Here is an 18,016-nt window from a genome sequence, read left to right as displayed (position 1 = left end):
TTTATATTATGGCACAGACAGTAACATTGGAAAAGATAACAAATGAACTGCGGAAATTTATAAATGAAACTACTCAATGTACCTATGATCATTATGACTTCCATCTCAATGTCAGAAGATCATTTGCTGATCTTTATGATATGGATGAGTCCGACTTAACAATTAGTGATGGCTTGAGAATCCCTTCCCAGCATGTCTATTTAGTAAAATTAGAAATCCTAAAGAGACTTAAGTTTATTTATGGTATTGACAGAAAGATACTTAGCAAATTCGAGCAAAAATACCAACCAAAGAAACGTGCACCAGTTCAATCTAAAGGATGAGACGTCTATTTGAACCCTATAAATATATATTATTCATTTGATAATAAAAGATGGGGTGATCAACATGCTAACCAGTTCCAATGGAGCACTGTATTTTTATGACACGCAACATAAGCTGAACTATGTACTCTGTACCGACAAATTTAAGTCGACAAGTCGAGAATATTTATCCACTTGTTATATTGCAGCACTCCCGGGAATTTTTAAGTGCTTCAAGCTTGAGCATCAAATTGATGGACCTTTCGATTGGTATTTCGAGTGTATAACTGCTGAATATCAAACAGGTTGTACGGAACACAGCACAGCAGGTACTACGGCACCACTTACTGGCCAATCAACTGCACTTGTGCATTTAGCGTTGAATCTATGGAATGGTCATAATTTTAACCTTGCCCAAGGTATTGCTATATGGGATTCAGCGTGTTACAAGGTTGCTCTACAGGCTATCGATTTAAGGAGACGTTTGCCGGAACTAATCATCCAAAAATTTATCTTATGACAATTTTGGGAGGGAAAACCAAATGAGCGAATCAACCGTTCTTAGTGCTACAAATTTATCAGTTGCTCAAAATAACCAACTTCATTCTTATAATACACTAACATTCTCTGAAGCCTGGGAGAGTATTTTCCAGGGGAAAATTTCTAAGGACAAGCTTTATAGTGAGGTCCGACATGGAAGAATACCTCATCTCAGAGTAGGCACAAAAATTTTATTTAGGCGATCAACGTTGGATGCCTGGTTCCAGCAACAAGAAATTAACAGCCTTCGATAATTCACAAGTATTGACATCAGAATGGCTCGTGTCACTCACGAGCCTCTCTGAATTATGAACACTTCTTAATCTGTAATGTATCACTGATAACTCTGAATCAGGAGGGAATAAAATGGCGAGTATAGAAAAACGCGGACTCAATTCGTGGCGATTAGTGGTAGAAGTTGGCTATGACTCCAGCGGAAAACGCATTAAACGTTTCAAATCCATTAAAATTGAAGATCAAGCTCTGTTAAAAACAACGAAACGACTGAAGGATTTTCTTAACGACGAGTTGGTAAAATTTAAAATCGAAGTAGAAGCAGGCGAATATATCTCTCCAGAGAAGATGACTTTCGAAGCCTTTGTCCAAGAATGGGAAGCCAAATATGCTCAAAATCACTTGGCAGAGAAAACCTTTTATACTTACCGATCCAACCTAAAAACTAGAATCTTACCGACATTCGGGCATTTGAAATTGGATCAGATCAAAACTATGCACATTGTTAGCTTCCTCGATTCTTTAACCAAGGATGGCGCACGACAAGGCTTTAGAAAAGGGAACCTCTCTACTGGTACGATAGAGATCAATCACCGTGTACTGAAGAACATTTTTTCAAGAGCCGTTGAATGGAAGCTGCTCAAACAAAACCCTCTCTCAGGATAAAGAAACCTATCGTCAAGCACACGGAAATTATCCCGTATGACGAGAATGAGGTCAAGCAGTTACTTCAAGCCCTTCAAAAGGAACCCATCCATTGGCGGACCATGATTACCCTTGCCCTGACTACCGGGCTTCGCCGCGGCGAGTTGCTTGGATTGGAATGGCATCATATTGACTGGGAAACGGGCGTCCTTAGCGTAATACAAAGCGTTTCTATGTCTCCTGCGGGTATCGCCCATGTTAAAGAGCCCAAGACCAAATCATCAAAACGTAAAGTTGCTCTCCCCCCTTCCATGCTAGAAGAAATGAAGGCATATTATTCACACAAGCTTGATGAAAGAAATAAAATCGGAGATCGGTGGCATGGTGGCACGTACAATTTTATGTTTTGTCACCCAGACGGCAAAGCGTTTCATCAGGAACGACCTTATCTCTGGTTTCGTGCCTTTCTCAAGAAAAGCAATCTTAGATACATTAAATTCCACAGTCTTCGGCACACTAGCGCAACACTACTAATCAATCAGGGAGTTCATGCCAAAATCATTTCAGAAAGACTCGGGCATGGGAATATACAAGTGACAATGAACACCTACGGATTTGCTCTTCGAGCCGCAGACCAATCCGCTGCCGATAAGTTTGAATCGATTTTAACAAATAAAAAGGGAAATGAGCCTCAAGTCCTCAACTAAACGATACTCGTTTCATTTATCCCCGATTGCTAAACTGATCGTTCTATAAACTACGATTGACCCTACCGCATCTAAGCTATGCTTGTTATGCAACCTGAACAACAATCATGTTATAATAATGATAAGTACGGATTGGAGTTGATTAAATTGACTGAACTTCTTGACCCCAAGAATGATTTTGTCTTTAAGCGGATATTCGGAAGCGAAGAGAACAAGGACGTACTGCTTGCATTCCTGAATAACACCTTTATCGAAGCGGGTGAACCGCCACTGACAGAAATTTTCCTAATGAATCCGTACACCGATAAAGATGCGCCGCGTGACAAGCTATCCATTTTCGACATTCGAGCCAAAACAACTACCGGTGAACTTATCAATATAGAAATGCAGCTCTTTAATCAATATGATATCGAGAAACGGACACTTTTCTACTGGAGTAAACAGTATTCAGGACAACTCGAAGAAGGTCAGAGATACCGCCAGTTAAAGAAGTGCGTAACGATCAATATTCTCAACTACTCCTTTCTTCCGAATGATCGTTATCATAATGTATTCCATTTGAGGGAAGACCAAAGCGGCATTCCACTTAGTAACGATATAGAAATCCATATGATTGAGCTTTCAAAACTGGATGAGCAAATGATTCCTATCCAAGGTGGATTGGTGAACTGGTTATTGTTTTTGAAAGGCGTGAGCAAATCAAACTGGGAGGTACTGACGATGAATGAGCCCGTGTTACGTAAAGCTATGGATACATTGGAGTTTTTAAGTCAAGATGCTGAAGCCCGGCGCTTGTATGAGATGCGGCAAAAATTCCTTCACGATGAAGCTTCTATGCTGGCTGGTGCTAGAGAAGAAGGAGAAGCGGTTGGGGAAGCAAAAGGGGAATACAAAAAAGCGATCGAAGTAGCCAAAAAGCTGTTGGCTAAGGGAACAGACATTGCCGCCGTTGCTGATATTTCTGGTCTCTCGCAAGAAGAAATTGGGCGTTTAAAAATACATTAAATGAAATTAGGCTGCATAGTAGGTTCCTCTGTATATTCTATTCTTAATTGGAAAAGTATGATTAGATCGAACTGTGGATATGCTCATGAGTAAGCCCACGTTACGTAAAGCTATGGATACATTGGAGTTTTTAAGCCAAGATGCCGAAACTCGACGCTTGTATGAAATGCGGCAAAAATTTCTACACGATGAAGCTTCCATGTTGGCTGGTGCTAGAGAAGAAGGAGAAGCGGCTGGGGAACACAAAAAAGCGATTGAAGTAGCTAAAAAGCTGCTTGCTAGAGGAGCAGATATTACTTTCATTGCTGATATTTCCGGTCTCTCAGAAGAAGAAATTGAGCGTTTAAACACGCGTTTAACAAACTAAGTTGCATACCCTACCACTAGCTAATCCAATCCATTTTAACAAACAACTAGGGACGCGAAATCACTCGCGTCCCCATTTCGTCCCCAACTTCCCTAACTACTCACTCAAAACCCTTATAGATCAAGGAACAAACGCTCTCAATATGTGTCGTATGCGGGAACATGTGGGATTTGCATGAATAACTCTAGACCTTCCCCTCTACCCCCTAACCCTATCCCCCCACACAATCCGCAGCACCCGCTCCGGATAATTCGTCGTAATCCTCATCCCCGGATACTCCCTAATAATCCGCTCGAGAACCTCCGGCTCATCCACCGTCCACACGCCCATATCAATCCCTAGCCCGGCCATCTCATCCACGAGCTCCCGCGTCACAAAAGCATAATGCATCGACACGCTCGACGCCCCCGTATGACGCAGCTGCTCCGCAAGCAGTGTCGGCTTGCCCAGGAAGATCAATCCAGTCGTGATGGAGGGATCGATCTCGTGCGCCCGCTTCATGGAATCGTGATTGAAGGAGGACAGCACGACCTCCTCCTGCATGCCATGCTGCTGAATCAATGAGATAACCTTCTCCTCTATCCCCTCATATTCATCACCAAGCATCTTCAGCTCCACATGCAGCTTGCAGCGCCCTTTCGCAAGCTCCAGCACTTCCTCAAGCGTCGGAATCCGCTCCGCCGCGAACTCGGGAGCGAACTTGCTGCCCGCATCGAATTGGCGCAGCTCCGCAAGCGTATAAGCGCGGATCATGCCTGTCCCGCTCGTCGTCCGGTCCAGCGTATGGTCGTGAATAACGACAGGAACTCCGTCTCTGGACAAGTGCACGTCAAGCTCAATAATCGCAATATCCAGCTCGGCCAGAGCCAGCTTGAACGCCGCCATCGTATTCTCGGGCGCATCTCCCGAACATCCGCGGTGTGCCACTATCGTAATCATCGTTCCATCCATCCCTTCGGTTCTATTATTTCACTCCGTTATACACGAACGCCTTGATAATCTGCCGCTGCGATAAGAAGAATACAACCAGAATCGGCGCGACCAGAATCAGGTTGCCGGCCATCAGGATATTCCAGGTCGCGACGCCTTCCACTTCGCGGATCTTGGCGATGCCGAGCGGCAGCGTTCTCGCGGTTTCGTTGGTGGTCATGACGAGCGGCCAGAAGTAGTCGTTCCAATGGGCAATGAAGCTGAACAAGGCGAAGGTGACCAGCACCGGCTTCACAAGCGGCACCATGATGCGCAGGATGATTTTCCACTCGGCCGCCTGATCCAGTCTTGCCGCTTCAAGCAGCTCATCGGAGATCTGCATGAACGCCTGCCGCAGCAGGAAGATGCCGAAGGCGCTGGACGCGAATGGCAGGATAAGGCCAAGATGCGTATTGAGCAGCTTGAACGCGCTCAGCTCCAGGTACACGGGCAGGAAGATCAGCTGGGCGGGAATCATCAGGGTCACCATGACGATGCCGAACAGGAAGCCCGAGCCGATGAACCTGTACCGGGCAAAAGCATACGCGGCCGGAATAATCGTCAGCATCTGCAGGATCAGGATGCCGACTGCAATGATGATGCTGTTTGTGAAATAACTGAGGAACGGCCCGGTGTTCCAGGCATCCGCGTAATTCTGCCAGACGGGACTCGTCGGAATCCACACCGGCGGGAAAATCATCGTCTCCGGCAGCGTCTTGAGCGATGTGGAGACCATCCAGATGAACGGCAAAGCGAAGATCAGCACCAGCGCCAGCATGCCGGCAATATTGAATACGCTCAGTATGGCGGATATCACCTTCTTGATCGTCGATTTGCGGGTACGGACATGGCTCAACTGGCTGCCGGCAGTGGCAGTCCCAATCGGGGCTCCGCCGATCGTATTGTCTACAGCTTTCAAGAGCTTCACCTCTTCCTAACGGTAATGAACGCGTTTCGACAGCAGTTTGAAGTAGATAATCGTAAGTACGCCGACAATGACCAGCAGGATAACGCCTGCCGCGGAGGCATAGCCGATCTTGAAGAACCGGAAGCCGTATTCATAGATGTAATACACCAGGGTGTTGGTGGAGTTGACCGGACCGCCCTGGGTCATGATCGCGATGGTCTCGAATACCTGGAACGATCCGATCATGTTGATGACTACCAGGAAGAAGATCGAAGGCGACAGCATGGGCAGGATCAGCTTCGTGAAGGTCGTCCAAGGCTTGGAACGGTCCAGGGAAGCCGCTTCGTAGATATCTGACGGGATGCTCTGCAGCCCCGCTATGAATACAAGAGCGTTGTAGCCAAGCCCTTTCCATACGGCCACGATGACCAGCGAGATGAGCGAGGTGCTCGGATGGGACAGCCAGTCCAGCTTTCCGAAGCCCACGAGCCCGATCACCCAGTTGAGCAGCCCGTATTCGGGATCCATCAGCCAGCTCCACAGCAGCGAGATGGACACGAGCGAAATAATATGCGGACTGAAGATCGCCCCCTGCACGAAGCCGTGGAAGAAGCTTTTGCGGTTCAGCCACAGCGCGAGCAGCAAGGAGATTCCGGTCGTCAGCGTTACCGTGAGCAGGGTGTAGATGGTCGTATTGGTGAGCACCTGCCGGAAGTCCGGCTCCGTCAGCAGGTCCTTGAAATTCTGGAAGCCCACGAACGTCTTGGTCGGGCTGACAAAATTCCAGTCGAACATGCTCAGGTAGATCATATAGAAGATCGGATAGATGAAGAACAGGGAGAAAATGATAATGGCCGGAGCGACCATGCTGTACGGACGCAGCTTTTCCCATACGGTCATGTCATCTTCCTCCAGCCGCCACAAGACGCTTCGAGCTTGCCTCGACGCCGCGCAGCCTTTCCCCGTTCAGCCCGAAATAATAGAGCTGGTCATGCGGAATCGTCACCTTCACGCGCTCGGCCGTCTCCAGAGGCGCAAGGAAGGTCTTGACGAAGAAGACGCCGGTCCGCGACTGGATCTGATAAATATTTTCCGCTCCCAGACTCTCGCGGGTCAGAATCTCGCCTTCAATGTCATATCCTTCGACTTCTGCTCCCACGCCAATAAGCGCCTGCTCCGGACGGAACCCTACATAGCCGATAGTGGCGGCTGAACGGATATCCAACCCCTGTACATCCCGCATATTCATCATGTTCATGGCCGGCGTTCCGATGAACTCCGCAGTGAACTGGTTAGCCGGATCGTGATAAAGCTTCATCGGCGTGTCCGCCTGCTGGATGACACCCTTGTTCATGACAACGATCTCATCGCCCATCGACATGGCTTCCACCTGATCATGCGTAACGTAGACGAAGGTGGTTCCAAGACGCTTGTGAAGCTGGATCAGCTCGGTTCTCATCTGGTTGCGCAGCTTGGCGTCCAGATTGGACAACGGCTCGTCGAGAATGAATACCTTCGGCTTCTTCACCATCGCCCGGGCGAGCGCCACCCGCTGACGCTGTCCGCCGGACAGGTTCTGCGGCTTCTTGTTCAGATGCGGTGTTAAGCCGACAATCTCGGAAATATCCGTGATCAGCTTCTCGCGCTCGCTCTTGGCAATGCCTCTGTTCTTGAGCCCGAATTCGATATTGCCGCGAACGGTCATGGTCGGGTACAGGGCATAGTTCTGAAACACCATCGCAACATCCCGCAGTCCGGGCGCCGTATCGTTCACGCATTTGTCATCGATCCATATCTCGCCGCTCGTCACCTTCTCAAGCCCGGCTACCATGCGCAGTGTCGTGGATTTGCCGCAGCCCGACGGTCCGACGAGAACGGTGAACGAACCGTCCTTGATTGTCAGGTTCAAATTCTCAATAATAGTCTCATCCTTGAATTTCTTGCTTATATGCTTCAGCTCGATCTTCGCCATCCGATATGTTCCTCCTAGTGATGGATTCCTGAATCGCACGCATGAGCTGCTCCAGCTCTTCCAGATGGTTAAGCCGCAAATCCCAGACCTCCGGATCGCTGCTCGGGTAAGGGGAAATAAAGCAGGTTCTGCCGCCCAGCTTCTTGGCCGGATGCAGATCATTCCACGGGTTATCCCCGATGGACAGAATTTCATGAGCCTGGTAACCTTGCGCAAGCAGGGACGTGAAGTACGACTGGAGGCCAAAAGGCTTATTCGCGCCGTACACCACATCCTCGAACAAATGGCGGATCTGCATGTAGCTCATGAACTCGACGCCGGACTCGAGGTGGGTGTTGGTCATGAGGCTTTTTTTCTCGACGGCAGTAAGCTCTTCAATGGCCCGGAACAGGTCGCTGTGGCATTCGAATTGATAGGGTGTGAGGACCATCTCCTTGCGGACACGATCGAACGCCGATCTTAATTTCTGCTCGGGAAGCTTGTATTTGTGGCTGAGAACCGTCGCAATGCCCCACGGGTCGCCAATATGAATCAGATGGGGCGCCTGGGAGGATAAAGGTCCATAAGCGCTGGCATGTTCATCGATCGCTGCCCCATCCCAGGTAAAGCCCTGGACGAAACGGTCCCCCTCGCGCACCAATCCGAGATCGTCCTCTGTATGATAGAAATGGCCGAATTGGATCGCATGCTCTCCTGCCAGAATGGCTCTTCCTATGCTCATGGCCGCTTCGGTTTCCCCTTCGTGCTCCGTTCCCTCCAGCAGATAACGGATATACCGCTCGAGGAAGGTATCTTCCTGGTAGAGCGTTCCGTCCATATCGAAAATAATAACTTTGATCGCGGACAACCAATTCTCCTTGTACATAGGGTGTAACCTCTCAGCTCTTATGATTGGAAGGAGAAGACTTCCGACTTCCAATGAAGCGGAAGCTCCTCCATGGTTTAAGCAGTTACTTCAGAATTCATAGCTCCAAGTGCAGGATAGCGGTGGTGCATGATGCAGCCGGACCGCATGGCGGGATGTGCAAAATATTATTTGCCAAGCAGCTTGTTGGCTTTCTCCGCCGCTTGATTGAGCGAATCCTGCGGAGACACCTTCGGATCGAGAATCGCCTTCTCAATGGCTTCCTTGATGATCTTCGCCACTTCCGGATACGCATTCTCCATCGGACGCGGTCTTGCAAACTCCAATTGATCGACGGCAACCTTGAACTGCGGGAACTCGGCAAAATGCGCCTTCAGCTCATCGCTCTCTACGGCAGACAGACGGGTCGGCAGGTAACCGACATGCTTATGCTGGTAAATCGTGTTTTCCTTCGACGTCATCCATTTGAGGAATTCCCAGGCCGCTTGCTTCTCTTCATCGCTGCTCTTCGACGTAATGACAAGCTGACAGCCGCCTGTCGGAACGCCGTAGCTTACGTTGGAAGGCATGAACGACGTTTCCATTTCAAAACCATTGCCTTTGGCAATTTCCAGGCTTCCGGTTACACCGGCTGTGGAAGCGAATTTGAAGGCCGACAACTGGTTGGACCAGTCTTTATCCGCGGTTGGTCCCGCTTCGTCGCCCATCGGGATCTTGATCAGTCCTTCGCTGGACAGCTTCTTCCAGAACTCTACCGGCGCCACGCCTTCAGGCGAATTGAACGCGGCCGATTTGCCGTCTTCGCTCAGCATTTGGCCGCCGCTTTGAGCAACCAGACCTTCGTAGAACCAGATATCTATGGGCACGGTCATGCCGACTTTGCCCTTCTCCTTCAGGACGCGGGAATATTGCTCCAGCTCATCCCATGTCTTCGGACCAGCCGGATCGAGGCCGGCATCCTTGAGCATGGTGACATTTTTGTACAGGATCGGGGTGCTGCGCATGAAAGGAAGGCCGTACAGCTTGCCGTCCACATAGGCATTTCCCATCAGGCCGGGATTGAAGTCATCAATCTGCAGCTGATCCTTGTCGCGCTCTGCATAGGTCGTGAGCTCTTCCAGCATGCCCGAGCGTGCGAATACGCCGGTTGATGCGATCTCGAGGTCGGTTACCGCAGGCGCGTCTCCGGCTGCGAATGCCGCCTGTACTTTGGCATGAAGATCGTCGTAGTTGCCTTGGTGCTCGGCCACCACTTCGATTTTGTCCTGCGACTCATTGAATTCCTTGACCATGTGCAGCTTCGCTTCCTCAATCTTCTCACCGAACGCGTACCAGTACTTGATGACAACCTTCTTGGATGCATCGGCTTCTGCCGGCTCGGCTGCAGCCCCGGTTGTTGCGTTGTCTGTGCTTGTGTTTGCGTTCGTGCCGGTGTTGTTCGTGTTCGCGCCGCCCGCTCCGCAAGCCGAGAGAACCCCTGTCATGAAAATCGCCAGTGTCAATGCAGTAAGCTTCTTAACCATTGTCTGATCCTCCACCTTTTCTTTTCTTGAGTTACAACCGGGGCGCAAAAAAAGAAACCTTAATCCTGCCGAGGACATTTCATGTCCTCCAGCGGATAAGGTTTCTCCAATACTCCAACCGATTGCTATTTACTTTTCATATCGAATGATACGTGATATTTATTAAATCTATGTTATCTGATTGCTAAGATTATATGAATTTTCATAGATTGGTGCGGTGATTAAAAGCAGGCTGCGCAGGCGGAACCGTCTTCCGATACTCGCAAGTGTTACAAGCGAGTTAGCCGCTTGTCACTTGTCGAGGAGCTGTTGTACCCCTGAATTTTTTTTATTTTGGATACCTTTGGTGCAAAGCGATCCACAATCAACATCGTGAATCGCTTTGTCACCTGTATCTGATAAATTCGGGGTACAAAGGTCGTAAGTAGATGCTTCCGAAGCAGCTTTCTTACGAAAGCTTTCAGCTGTCGCTTCTACAGACTATTTCCGCCTGCTCCGCCGGTTAGTCACCGGCTTTCTATTCGGGAGTGGGGAAAGGCCTAAATAACCTGCGGGTCCTTGGACTTATCAGACAAGGGGCCCGCGCCTCTTCACTGCTCGGGCTTGGCGGTAAAGTTTCGAAGCAGCTTTTCAGCTTACGCTTCTACAGACTATTTCCGCCTGCTCCGCCGGTTAATCACCGGCTTACTATTCAGGAGGGGGGAGGAGCCTATATAACCTGCCGGTCCTTGGACTTGTCCGAAGAGGGGCCTGCGCCTCTCCACAGCTCGGGCTTGGACGTGGAGATCGCTGTCGCTCCGTACCTGAGGCACTCCTCCGCCTGACTCTGCTCGTACAACAACCCTCCTGTTATGATCGGCAGCGAGGTGAACGCCTTCACTTTGCCGATCATGTCGGGAATGCGGGCAGGCATGACTTCGATGATGTCCGGCTCGCTCTGGCAGAGGCTCTTGGCGATGTTGTCCAGGCCTTCGCTGTCGACGAGGAAGAAGCGCTGAATGGTGATCAGACCCATTTTTTTCGCGGTTTTCACCACATTCGTTTTTGTCGAAATAATGCCGGTCGGCTTGATCACCTTCGCCAAATAATCAAGACCGTAATTGTCCGTGCTGAGGCCGCCCATCTTCTCCAGATGCAGGAAGACCGGGAGCTGATGCTCCTTGAACACGTCCACGTAGCCCTTCACAACGCCGATGTGGCCGGTCAGCAGGAAGATGCCGCTCAACTGGCCGCGCAGCGACAGGGCGATCTCAATATGCCTCGGATCCTTGATCGAAGCTATCATTCTGTGCGCGGCGAGGCCTTTCAGGAACGCGGCATGGTTTACGTCGTTCTTCATCCTCTAACCTCCACTATTGGGGCTGCGCCGCTGTCGGCAAGGAAATTTCGAACTGTCGGTCGGCGTCTAGACCGCGGGCGTTGGGATTGTGGTGAAAATGCGACATATGCCGGTGCATCGTAGAAGCATGCTCCAGCATGGCTTCGTCCATCATATCCACAGCGGAGATGCGGATTTTCTCGCCCTCAAGCTCAATGATCCGGAAGCCGGGTTGATCCAGACAGGCCGCAAGCTGTACGAAGGTCCAGTTGTTCTGGGCCACAATCGAATTCACATGCGTATGGCCGTTGAAATAGACGCCTGCCCCGTTTTTCCGGTTCAGAATGCGCCACATGTCGATGCTCGGATGAATGGAGCCTTTGTCCATCTCCGATCTTGCCGTCGTCTGATAGACGGGGTGATGGCCGAAGACGAGCAGCGGCTTCGTACTTGACTTCTCCACCATGGCCTCCAGCCACTGCAGCTGCTCTTCGTCGATCCAGCCGCTCCAATCGGCGGTGTTCATCTCTCTGGCCGTATCCAGAAAGACCAGGAAGGCCGAGTCGGTGTCAATCGCATGATAACGCTGCTGCCCCGTAATCTCCAGCACCTGATTGCGTGTCTGCGAGTAGACATCGTGATTGCCCAGCACGTGAATGAATGTCCGTTCCTCACGACGCAGCAGCTCATAAACCTCCTGCAGCTCCGAGGGTGATCCAAAATTCGTCAGGTCTCCGAGCGATATATGCAAATCGGCATCCGTATTCAGAAAATTCTCCAGCAAGGTGTGATAGAAAGCAGTCCTAGCCTCCGGCAGTCCCGGAATCGTTGCATCAATCTCGTGATAATGCAAGTCGCCCATCAGAACCAATCTCATTACTTTTCTCCTCCTGGCTTAAACCAAATTTGTAACTCACTCCCTCATGCTATAGAGCAAGTATTGATTATCCGTTAAATAGGGATGGAGTTTTTGTAAAGGTATATGAAAAGCGTAAGAGAGATTATGCCGAGAAATTACTGTCAGCCACAACCCCGGACTCTGGTTTACGCTTCAGATTATACCGCCGGTTGATCAGATACCCGAATAGCGAAGCGAGCGATTGCTGGAACAGCATCCCGAGCACGACAGGAAGGGCGACCGGTGCGGCAAAATACGACACGGCCATTACGGCTCCGGCGCTAATATTGCGCATGCCCCCGTTGAAGGTGAGGGCAATGACCAGATCCTTCTCCCAGCCCAGCAGCCTGGCAATGAGCCAGCCGAGTATGTAGCCCAAGCTGGCCAGGACAAGCGTCGTGCAGGCGATCCCCAGGATTTTGGCGTTGAAGTGGCGCAGATAGGGGGATACGACCGAGCTGTTGATCGCCACGACAACGCCCATCGCGATTTTCGAGAAAGGACTCAGGCGCGGTCCCCAGTGATCCCGGATGCCGCCTCCCGTCCATTGATTCAGCAGCATTCCCAGCATGGACGGCAGTACGATCATCAGCAGGAGCCCACGCATCATGGCATAGGTGTCCATCTCGACCTGGGTTCCGACAAGAAGCGACAGCGTATAAGGCACGACCAGCGGCGACAGAATCGTATCAATGAGAATAATCGACAAAGTAAGCGCTGTATTTCCTTTGTAAATGGCGACCCACACAAAGCTCGATATGCCAGTCGGGATCGCCATGGCCAGAATGAAGCCAGTCATGGTAAACGCGTCCTGCGCGTAAAACAGATGCCCCGCTCCCAGGGCGACCAGCGGCATAATGATATGGAGAATGAGCAGCGTAATGAACAGTGGAACGGGCTGCGTCAGTACTTTAATAAATTCCTTGAAGCTGGAGCTGATGCTCCCCGAGAAGGTCATGAAGGCGAAGATCCAGGTTGACAGGAAAGTAAAACCCGACAAATGATTCCCCAGCAGCACTCCGATCAGGACACTGGTAGGTGTAAGCAGCGGCAAGAAACGCTCTAAGCGGCGGTTAAACTGCTGAAGCATGGTCACAGGACTCCCTTTTTTTCACTCCAAGCACCACATGGCAGGTGGAATTCTATACTCGTATTCTACCAGATGCCTGCCGTACTTACATCCAAAATAGAAGATTTCCCGGCCAGCCGCAGTAAAATGGGCTGAGAGTAGGATAATCCTACCCTCACAAAAACCCTAGCTGAGAAGCGTTCGTATCCTTCATCCAGAACTGTTTTTGACCCTTATCCAGCTCGCCGCGAATGATTCGAACGAGACATAAAGTTAAAAAAGCTCTCCGGAAAGATCCGGAAAGCTAAGAACATGAACCCGCTGCAGGCGGCAGCATACTCATGGCCGTACGTAAGCATCATCTACTCTTTGCACAACCAGCCTGGCTAAAGATAGTTATTGCCTCAAATATCCCGCCGCGCTTCTAGTCCCATCCGCTCCCCGCTACCGAATAGCCAGTCCCAATTCCTCCGCCCGCTTCAGCGACTCGGGAGTGAACTTGCTCTTCCTGTACTTCGTCTCGATCTCTTCCCTGGTCACGGGAATCCATTTGAAATCCTTGTTGATATAGATCATCGTCTTGTTGCCCCAATCCACATGCACCGTCCGGCCCGTTACTTTCTTGACCTGGCCGATCCGGGAGACGGCATAGCCGATCATCACGATGCAATATTTGTCCAGAATGCTGTTGTTCAATTCTTCACTCCTTAGAGCCCTGCCCGATGGAACCAACGCTCATATTTTTGCCGTAGAAAATTTCGTCCATCTCCATCTTCAGCTGCTCCGTAATCTCCTGCTCTTCCCCCGGGCCCAGCTTGTCCTTGGTGTAGCCAAACAAATAATTGTTGAGATCGAACTGCTTGAGCTTGCATTTGGTATGGAAAATATTCTCCTGATAGACATTGACATCAATCATATCATACATGCTCTTGATTTGATCCGGAATATAATTCTGAATCGAGCTGATATCGTGGTCTATAAACAATTTATGGCCGTGGATGTCGCGGGTAAAGCCGCGCACGCGGTAATCGATCGTCATGATGTCGGTGTCGAAGGAATGAATGAGATAATTCAGCGCCTTCAGCGGAGAAATCTCGCCGCAGGTCGACACGTCCACATCCGCGCGGAAGGTGCTGATGCCTTCATCCGGATGGTATTCGGGGTAAGTATGGACCGTAATATGGCTTTTATTCAGATGCATCACCACGGATTTGGGCAGCGGCCCCGGGGACTGCTCGAATGATTCGGTCGGAGCCTCCTCCACAGGACCCTCGGAAATCAGGAAGGTGACGCTGGCCCCTTGCGGAATATAGTCCTGCTTGGCGATATTGAGCACATGCGCGCCAATAATATCGGTAACAGATTGCAGAATCCCCGTCAGCCGGTCGGAGTTGTACTGCTCGTCGATATATTCAATGTAGGCCTCTCGTTCTTCCTTGGTCTTGGTATAGCAAACATCGTACATATTGAAGCTCAGGGATTTGGTCAGATTGTTAAAACCGTGCAGCGTGATGAGCTGCTCTGGTGTCAGTTTCATCGTGGAATACCTCTCTTTTGATGGTTTCAGAGCCGTTCTTCTTCCGGCAGCACCCTTATTCTTCTAATATATTACCCATTAATCCATAACTAAAGCCAAGTGATGAACCCCGCCCCTCATCCCAAGCCGTCCCTTGCATTATCTCAGATTCGTTCTCTTCAGGCTTGAGTCCGCAAATAAATCTTTTGTAAATAAAATCCATTCACGCGCGGCACGCGACAAATAGCCTTCCCGCCTCCATACCATAGCCAGCTGCCAAGGGATGACGGGACTGACAAGCGGAACCGAGCATATCTTGTCCTTATCAAAGAACCGGCAAATCGTATCCGGCAGCATGGCGATACCCAGATTCGCCGCTACCATTTCCCCGATGAAATCCCACTGCGTGCTTTCATATTCAATCCGCGGCGTATAACCGACCGCGCGGCATTCCGCAATGATGCGGTTATGCAGGGCAAAATCGCTGTTGAACAGAATAAACCTCTCCTCAGCCAATTCGGCAAGCTCCACCAGCTGCTTTCCAGCAAGCGCATTGGACGGGTGCATGATCACCCTCAGCTCCTCCTCAATGACGGGGAAGGATTCAAACAGCTCATCATCGACCGGGGTCAGCACGACGCCAACATCCAGCTCTCCGCTTGCGACGCTCTCTTCCACTTTAACGGAACCCTCCTCCACCATCCGGATGGCAATCCCGGGGTAAGTCTCCTGGAAGCTTTTGATTACAGAGGGAAAGAAATTCGCCCCTGCCATAGGCGGCAGACCCAGCGAGATATGCCCCTTGTTCAAATAGGTCAGATCATGAAGCTCCGACTGCAGCTGATCGAACAGCTTGAGAATAGGACCGGTATAATTCATGATGGCCTGTCCCGCATCCGTCAGCTTAATAGCCTTGCCGTCACGGACGAACACTTCAACGTTCAGTTCGTTCTCCAAATTCTTGATGGTCTTGCTGATGGTCGGCTGCGTGAGATGAAGCGTTTCGGCGGCTCTGGTGAAGCTGTTCTGGCGTACAATTTCGGCGACGACCTGCAAATGGCGAATTTCCATGATAGCCCCTTCTCACATAGACGAATGGAATGTAAACAATTCATTATATTCATTTTACTCATGAAAGGTGACTTCGTATACTAGCATTACAAACGAAGGAGAGAGAAGGCCATGAAATCATTATTTAACCTGATTCTGCAGATCCTGTTCTTCATATTAATGGCTCAAATCGCGGATCATCTCGTGGAATGGCTGAATCTTCCTGTCCCTGGCAGCATTGCGGGCATCCTGCTCACACTCGCGCTGCTCAAGCTGAAGCTCGTCCGCCTGAACTGGATTGAACGGGGCTCCAGGTGGCTGCTTGCAGAGATGCTGCTGTTCTTCATTCCGGCCACGGTGGGGATTATGAATTATACAAGTCTGATCGTGCACAGCGGCTTCGTCATCATGCTTACGATCGCTGCGAGCACAATTGCCGTTATGCTGTTCAGCGGACTGATCGGTCAATGGATATCCGGGAGGCAAAAGAAGGAGGGGATGAGCTGATGGAGGCTTTATTCTGGCTTGGCTGCACGATTGCCATCTATTGGGCAGCGAAACGGTTCTACCGTACGTTCAACAAAACGTATCTGACGCCGCTGCTCATTACGCCGATTATCGTCATCGCGGTTATCTGCTTAAGCGGCGTCACCTATGCGGACTATGATCAAGGCGCGGGCCTTCTCTCCGATATGGTGGAGCCTGCTGCGATTGCGCTTGCCGTCATCCTCTACAAGAATGTTGATCTATTAAAAAAGAACGCCGCGGTCATCCTCGCCAGTGTCGGATGCGGCGCTCTTGCTGCGATTGTGACTACTGAGGGGCTCGCCCATTTATTCGGACTGTCTGATGAGATCGCCAGCAGCCTCGCGCCGCGCTCGGCAACGACTCCGATTGCCGTCTCGGTGTCCTCGATGATCGGAGGGGTCCCCGCCATTACGGCTGCCGCTACGGTCATTACGGGACTTATGGGAATGATTATGGGGCCGCTGCTTGTCAAATGGCTCCGCATAAGGCATCCCATTGCCCGGGGACTGCTGCTTGGTACCGGTGCCCACTCGGCCGGAATCAGCAAAGCATTGGAGTACGGCGCGGTATCCGGCTCGGTGGCCGGAATTGCGATGATTTGCACCGCCTTCATTACCTTATGCGCAGCTCCCTGGCTCATGGCTTTATTTCAATAAGGTCGGTATTGCCGCCATAGATGAACTGCTCAATTAGCGACAGTCTCTCATGATCCAATGATGCGGAGTTGTCATAATGAAGCACGGACGAAGCTGGCAGCCTCCAGCGGGTATGGCGGGGAGCAAGAGACTGGCTGAACGCGCTCCAGTTCGCAAGCTTCCAGGCATCCAGAATGGAGCCTCTGCGCTGGATCCGCTGGCGATAGAGCTCCTCATTCTGCAGCTCAACGAAGATGACCTTGACCTCCACATCCTGAAGCGCGGCTCCAATGCCGGCAAGCTCCCGCTCCAGCCACAGCGGATCTTCGGTCTCCTTGGTGAAGGGTCCGATCACATAAGCGTCGCTGCCCAGATCCACATTCTCCAGCGCGGCGTCCATCGTGATTCTGTACCCCAGATCGCGGCATAGCGTCTTGTAAACAGGGGAATCGCGGTCGTTCGGATCAAGGCCGGAAAGCTTCATAATCGCCTCGGACGCCGGCCTCGACAACGTATCCATATCGAACAGCGGGGCATGCCGCCTGGCCGCCAAAGCTTTGGCCACCGTTGTTTTCCCCGCCCCGGCGCCCCCGATAAAAAAGACCAGCTTGCGCATATTTTGTTCCTCCATCCTGTCTTCATGTCTATCCTGTCTGTCTTCATCGTCTCTCCAAACACGATCTCCGATTCCAATTGAAGCGTAATTGCTACTCCTATTTAAATACGCGCAGAGGCAAAAGACAAGGCTCCGGGAGGAAAGCATCCCTTTCACCTTGTCTTTGAATATCGCAATTCGAGCTAATTTCCCTTGCGGCTGCGGCAACCGGCAAGGACTTGATCGGCCAGCCAGACTTCATTGCTCCCATAAAAGTGACTAACGTAAAAAAGCTGCGGACCGTCTTGCCAGGGTCCACAGCTTCACAAGCAGCTTCATTATCTAAGCTTCACCGTTCATACGCGCAAAAT

General features: G+C 50.7%; 22 protein-coding genes. 9 read left to right on the top strand and 13 right to left on the bottom strand.

Going from position 1 to position 18,016, the window contains the following annotated elements:
- The first annotated feature begins 8 nt into the window (after window positions 1–8).
- From AC0YOB_RS32050 to AC0YOB_RS32020, 7 genes are all read left to right on the top strand, one after another.
- Window positions 9–323, top strand: coding sequence for a hypothetical protein (locus AC0YOB_RS32050; protein WP_475796233.1), 315 nt, complete (start codon window positions 9–11; stop codon window positions 321–323).
- A gap of 64 nt (window positions 324–387) precedes the next feature.
- Window positions 388–822, top strand: a complete 435-nt coding sequence (locus AC0YOB_RS32045) for a hypothetical protein (RefSeq protein WP_475796232.1) — start codon at window positions 388–390, stop codon at window positions 820–822.
- A gap of 22 nt (window positions 823–844) precedes the next feature.
- Entirely contained in the window at window positions 845–1,096 is a 252-nt protein-coding gene (locus AC0YOB_RS32040; protein ID WP_475796231.1) for a helix-turn-helix domain-containing protein, read from the top strand.
- Window positions 1,097–1,208: 112 nt separating this feature from the next.
- The gene (locus tag AC0YOB_RS32035) at window positions 1,209–1,742 is read left to right on the top strand and encodes a tyrosine-type recombinase/integrase (RefSeq protein WP_475796230.1); all 534 of its coding nucleotides are present in this window, start codon (window positions 1,209–1,211) and stop codon (window positions 1,740–1,742) included.
- Window positions 1,706–2,428 carry a site-specific integrase gene (locus AC0YOB_RS32030; protein WP_475796229.1) on the top strand — a complete coding sequence of 241 codons (723 nt, stop codon included), beginning with the start codon at window positions 1,706–1,708 and terminating at the stop codon, window positions 2,426–2,428. The genes AC0YOB_RS32035 and AC0YOB_RS32030 overlap by 37 nt, the downstream gene beginning before the upstream one ends.
- 147 nt (window positions 2,429–2,575) lie before the next feature.
- Entirely contained in the window at window positions 2,576–3,433 is an 858-nt protein-coding gene (locus tag AC0YOB_RS32025) for an Rpn family recombination-promoting nuclease/putative transposase (protein WP_475796228.1), read from the top strand.
- A gap of 85 nt (window positions 3,434–3,518) precedes the next feature.
- Complete coding sequence (locus AC0YOB_RS32020) at window positions 3,519–3,800, top strand: hypothetical protein (protein WP_475796227.1); 282 nt, start codon at window positions 3,519–3,521, stop codon at window positions 3,798–3,800.
- A gap of 198 nt (window positions 3,801–3,998) precedes the next feature.
- Here the strand turns inward: AC0YOB_RS32020 and AC0YOB_RS32015 are convergent, their stop codons facing one another.
- From AC0YOB_RS32015 to AC0YOB_RS31960, 12 genes are all read right to left on the bottom strand, one after another.
- On the bottom strand, window positions 3,999–4,739 hold the full coding sequence (locus AC0YOB_RS32015) for a glycerophosphodiester phosphodiesterase (RefSeq protein WP_475796226.1): 741 nt from the start codon (window positions 4,737–4,739) through the stop codon (window positions 3,999–4,001).
- Window positions 4,740–4,764: 25 nt separating this feature from the next.
- Window positions 4,765–5,547, bottom strand: a complete 783-nt coding sequence (locus tag AC0YOB_RS32010; RefSeq protein WP_475770052.1) for a carbohydrate ABC transporter permease — start codon at window positions 5,545–5,547, stop codon at window positions 4,765–4,767.
- A 156-nt stretch (window positions 5,548–5,703) separates the two neighbouring features.
- The gene (locus AC0YOB_RS32005) at window positions 5,704–6,576 is read right to left on the bottom strand and encodes a carbohydrate ABC transporter permease (RefSeq protein ID WP_475796225.1); all 873 of its coding nucleotides are present in this window, start codon (window positions 6,574–6,576) and stop codon (window positions 5,704–5,706) included.
- A gap of 1 nt (window position 6,577) precedes the next feature.
- Entirely contained in the window at window positions 6,578–7,648 is a 1,071-nt protein-coding gene (locus tag AC0YOB_RS32000; protein ID WP_475796224.1) for an ABC transporter ATP-binding protein, read from the bottom strand.
- Window positions 7,602–8,513: an HAD family hydrolase gene (locus AC0YOB_RS31995; RefSeq protein ID WP_475796223.1), complete on the bottom strand. Its 912-nt coding sequence runs from the start codon at window positions 8,511–8,513 to the stop codon at window positions 7,602–7,604. The genes AC0YOB_RS32000 and AC0YOB_RS31995 overlap by 47 nt, the downstream gene beginning before the upstream one ends.
- A 167-nt stretch (window positions 8,514–8,680) precedes the next feature.
- Entirely contained in the window at window positions 8,681–10,036 is a 1,356-nt protein-coding gene (locus AC0YOB_RS31990) for an ABC transporter substrate-binding protein (RefSeq protein WP_475796222.1), read from the bottom strand.
- A 709-nt stretch (window positions 10,037–10,745) separates the two neighbouring features.
- Entirely contained in the window at window positions 10,746–11,375 is a 630-nt protein-coding gene (locus AC0YOB_RS31985; protein WP_475796221.1) for a glycerol-3-phosphate responsive antiterminator, read from the bottom strand.
- A 13-nt stretch (window positions 11,376–11,388) separates the two neighbouring features.
- Window positions 11,389–12,231: a metallophosphoesterase family protein gene (locus tag AC0YOB_RS31980; protein WP_475796220.1), complete on the bottom strand. Its 843-nt coding sequence runs from the start codon at window positions 12,229–12,231 to the stop codon at window positions 11,389–11,391.
- A 124-nt stretch (window positions 12,232–12,355) separates the two neighbouring features.
- The gene (locus AC0YOB_RS31975; protein ID WP_475787836.1) at window positions 12,356–13,342 is read right to left on the bottom strand and encodes a bile acid:sodium symporter family protein; all 987 of its coding nucleotides are present in this window, start codon (window positions 13,340–13,342) and stop codon (window positions 12,356–12,358) included.
- 423 nt (window positions 13,343–13,765) lie between these two features.
- On the bottom strand, window positions 13,766–14,017 hold the full coding sequence (locus AC0YOB_RS31970; RefSeq protein WP_475769981.1) for a hypothetical protein: 252 nt from the start codon (window positions 14,015–14,017) through the stop codon (window positions 13,766–13,768).
- 4 nt (window positions 14,018–14,021) lie between these two features.
- Window positions 14,022–14,858, bottom strand: coding sequence for an adenosylmethionine decarboxylase (gene speD / locus AC0YOB_RS31965; protein ID WP_210044663.1), 837 nt, complete (start codon window positions 14,856–14,858; stop codon window positions 14,022–14,024).
- 138 nt (window positions 14,859–14,996) lie between these two features.
- On the bottom strand, window positions 14,997–15,908 hold the full coding sequence (locus tag AC0YOB_RS31960; protein WP_475796219.1) for a LysR family transcriptional regulator: 912 nt from the start codon (window positions 15,906–15,908) through the stop codon (window positions 14,997–14,999).
- Between the two features lie 111 nt (window positions 15,909–16,019).
- Here AC0YOB_RS31960 and AC0YOB_RS31955 point away from each other — a divergent pair, with 111 nt between their 5' ends.
- A complete protein-coding gene (locus tag AC0YOB_RS31955) occupies window positions 16,020–16,394 on the top strand; it encodes a CidA/LrgA family protein (protein WP_475796218.1) in 375 nt (124 codons plus the stop codon).
- The gene (locus AC0YOB_RS31950) at window positions 16,394–17,071 is read left to right on the top strand and encodes an LrgB family protein (RefSeq protein ID WP_475796217.1); all 678 of its coding nucleotides are present in this window, start codon (window positions 16,394–16,396) and stop codon (window positions 17,069–17,071) included. Before AC0YOB_RS31955 ends, AC0YOB_RS31950 begins: the two co-directional genes overlap by 1 nt.
- Here AC0YOB_RS31950 and AC0YOB_RS31945 read toward each other — a convergent pair.
- Window positions 17,052–17,666: a P-loop nucleotide/nucleoside kinase family protein gene (locus AC0YOB_RS31945; protein ID WP_475796216.1), complete on the bottom strand. Its 615-nt coding sequence runs from the start codon at window positions 17,664–17,666 to the stop codon at window positions 17,052–17,054. The two genes, AC0YOB_RS31950 and AC0YOB_RS31945, sit on opposite strands and share 20 nt — an antisense overlap.
- Window positions 17,667–18,016: the final 350 nt, after the last annotated feature.

This window comes from Paenibacillus sp. JT31N17, from assembly GCF_056269255.1.
Note: the sequence above shows the minus strand (reverse complement) of the source record. Positions and strands in the feature narration are given on the sequence as shown.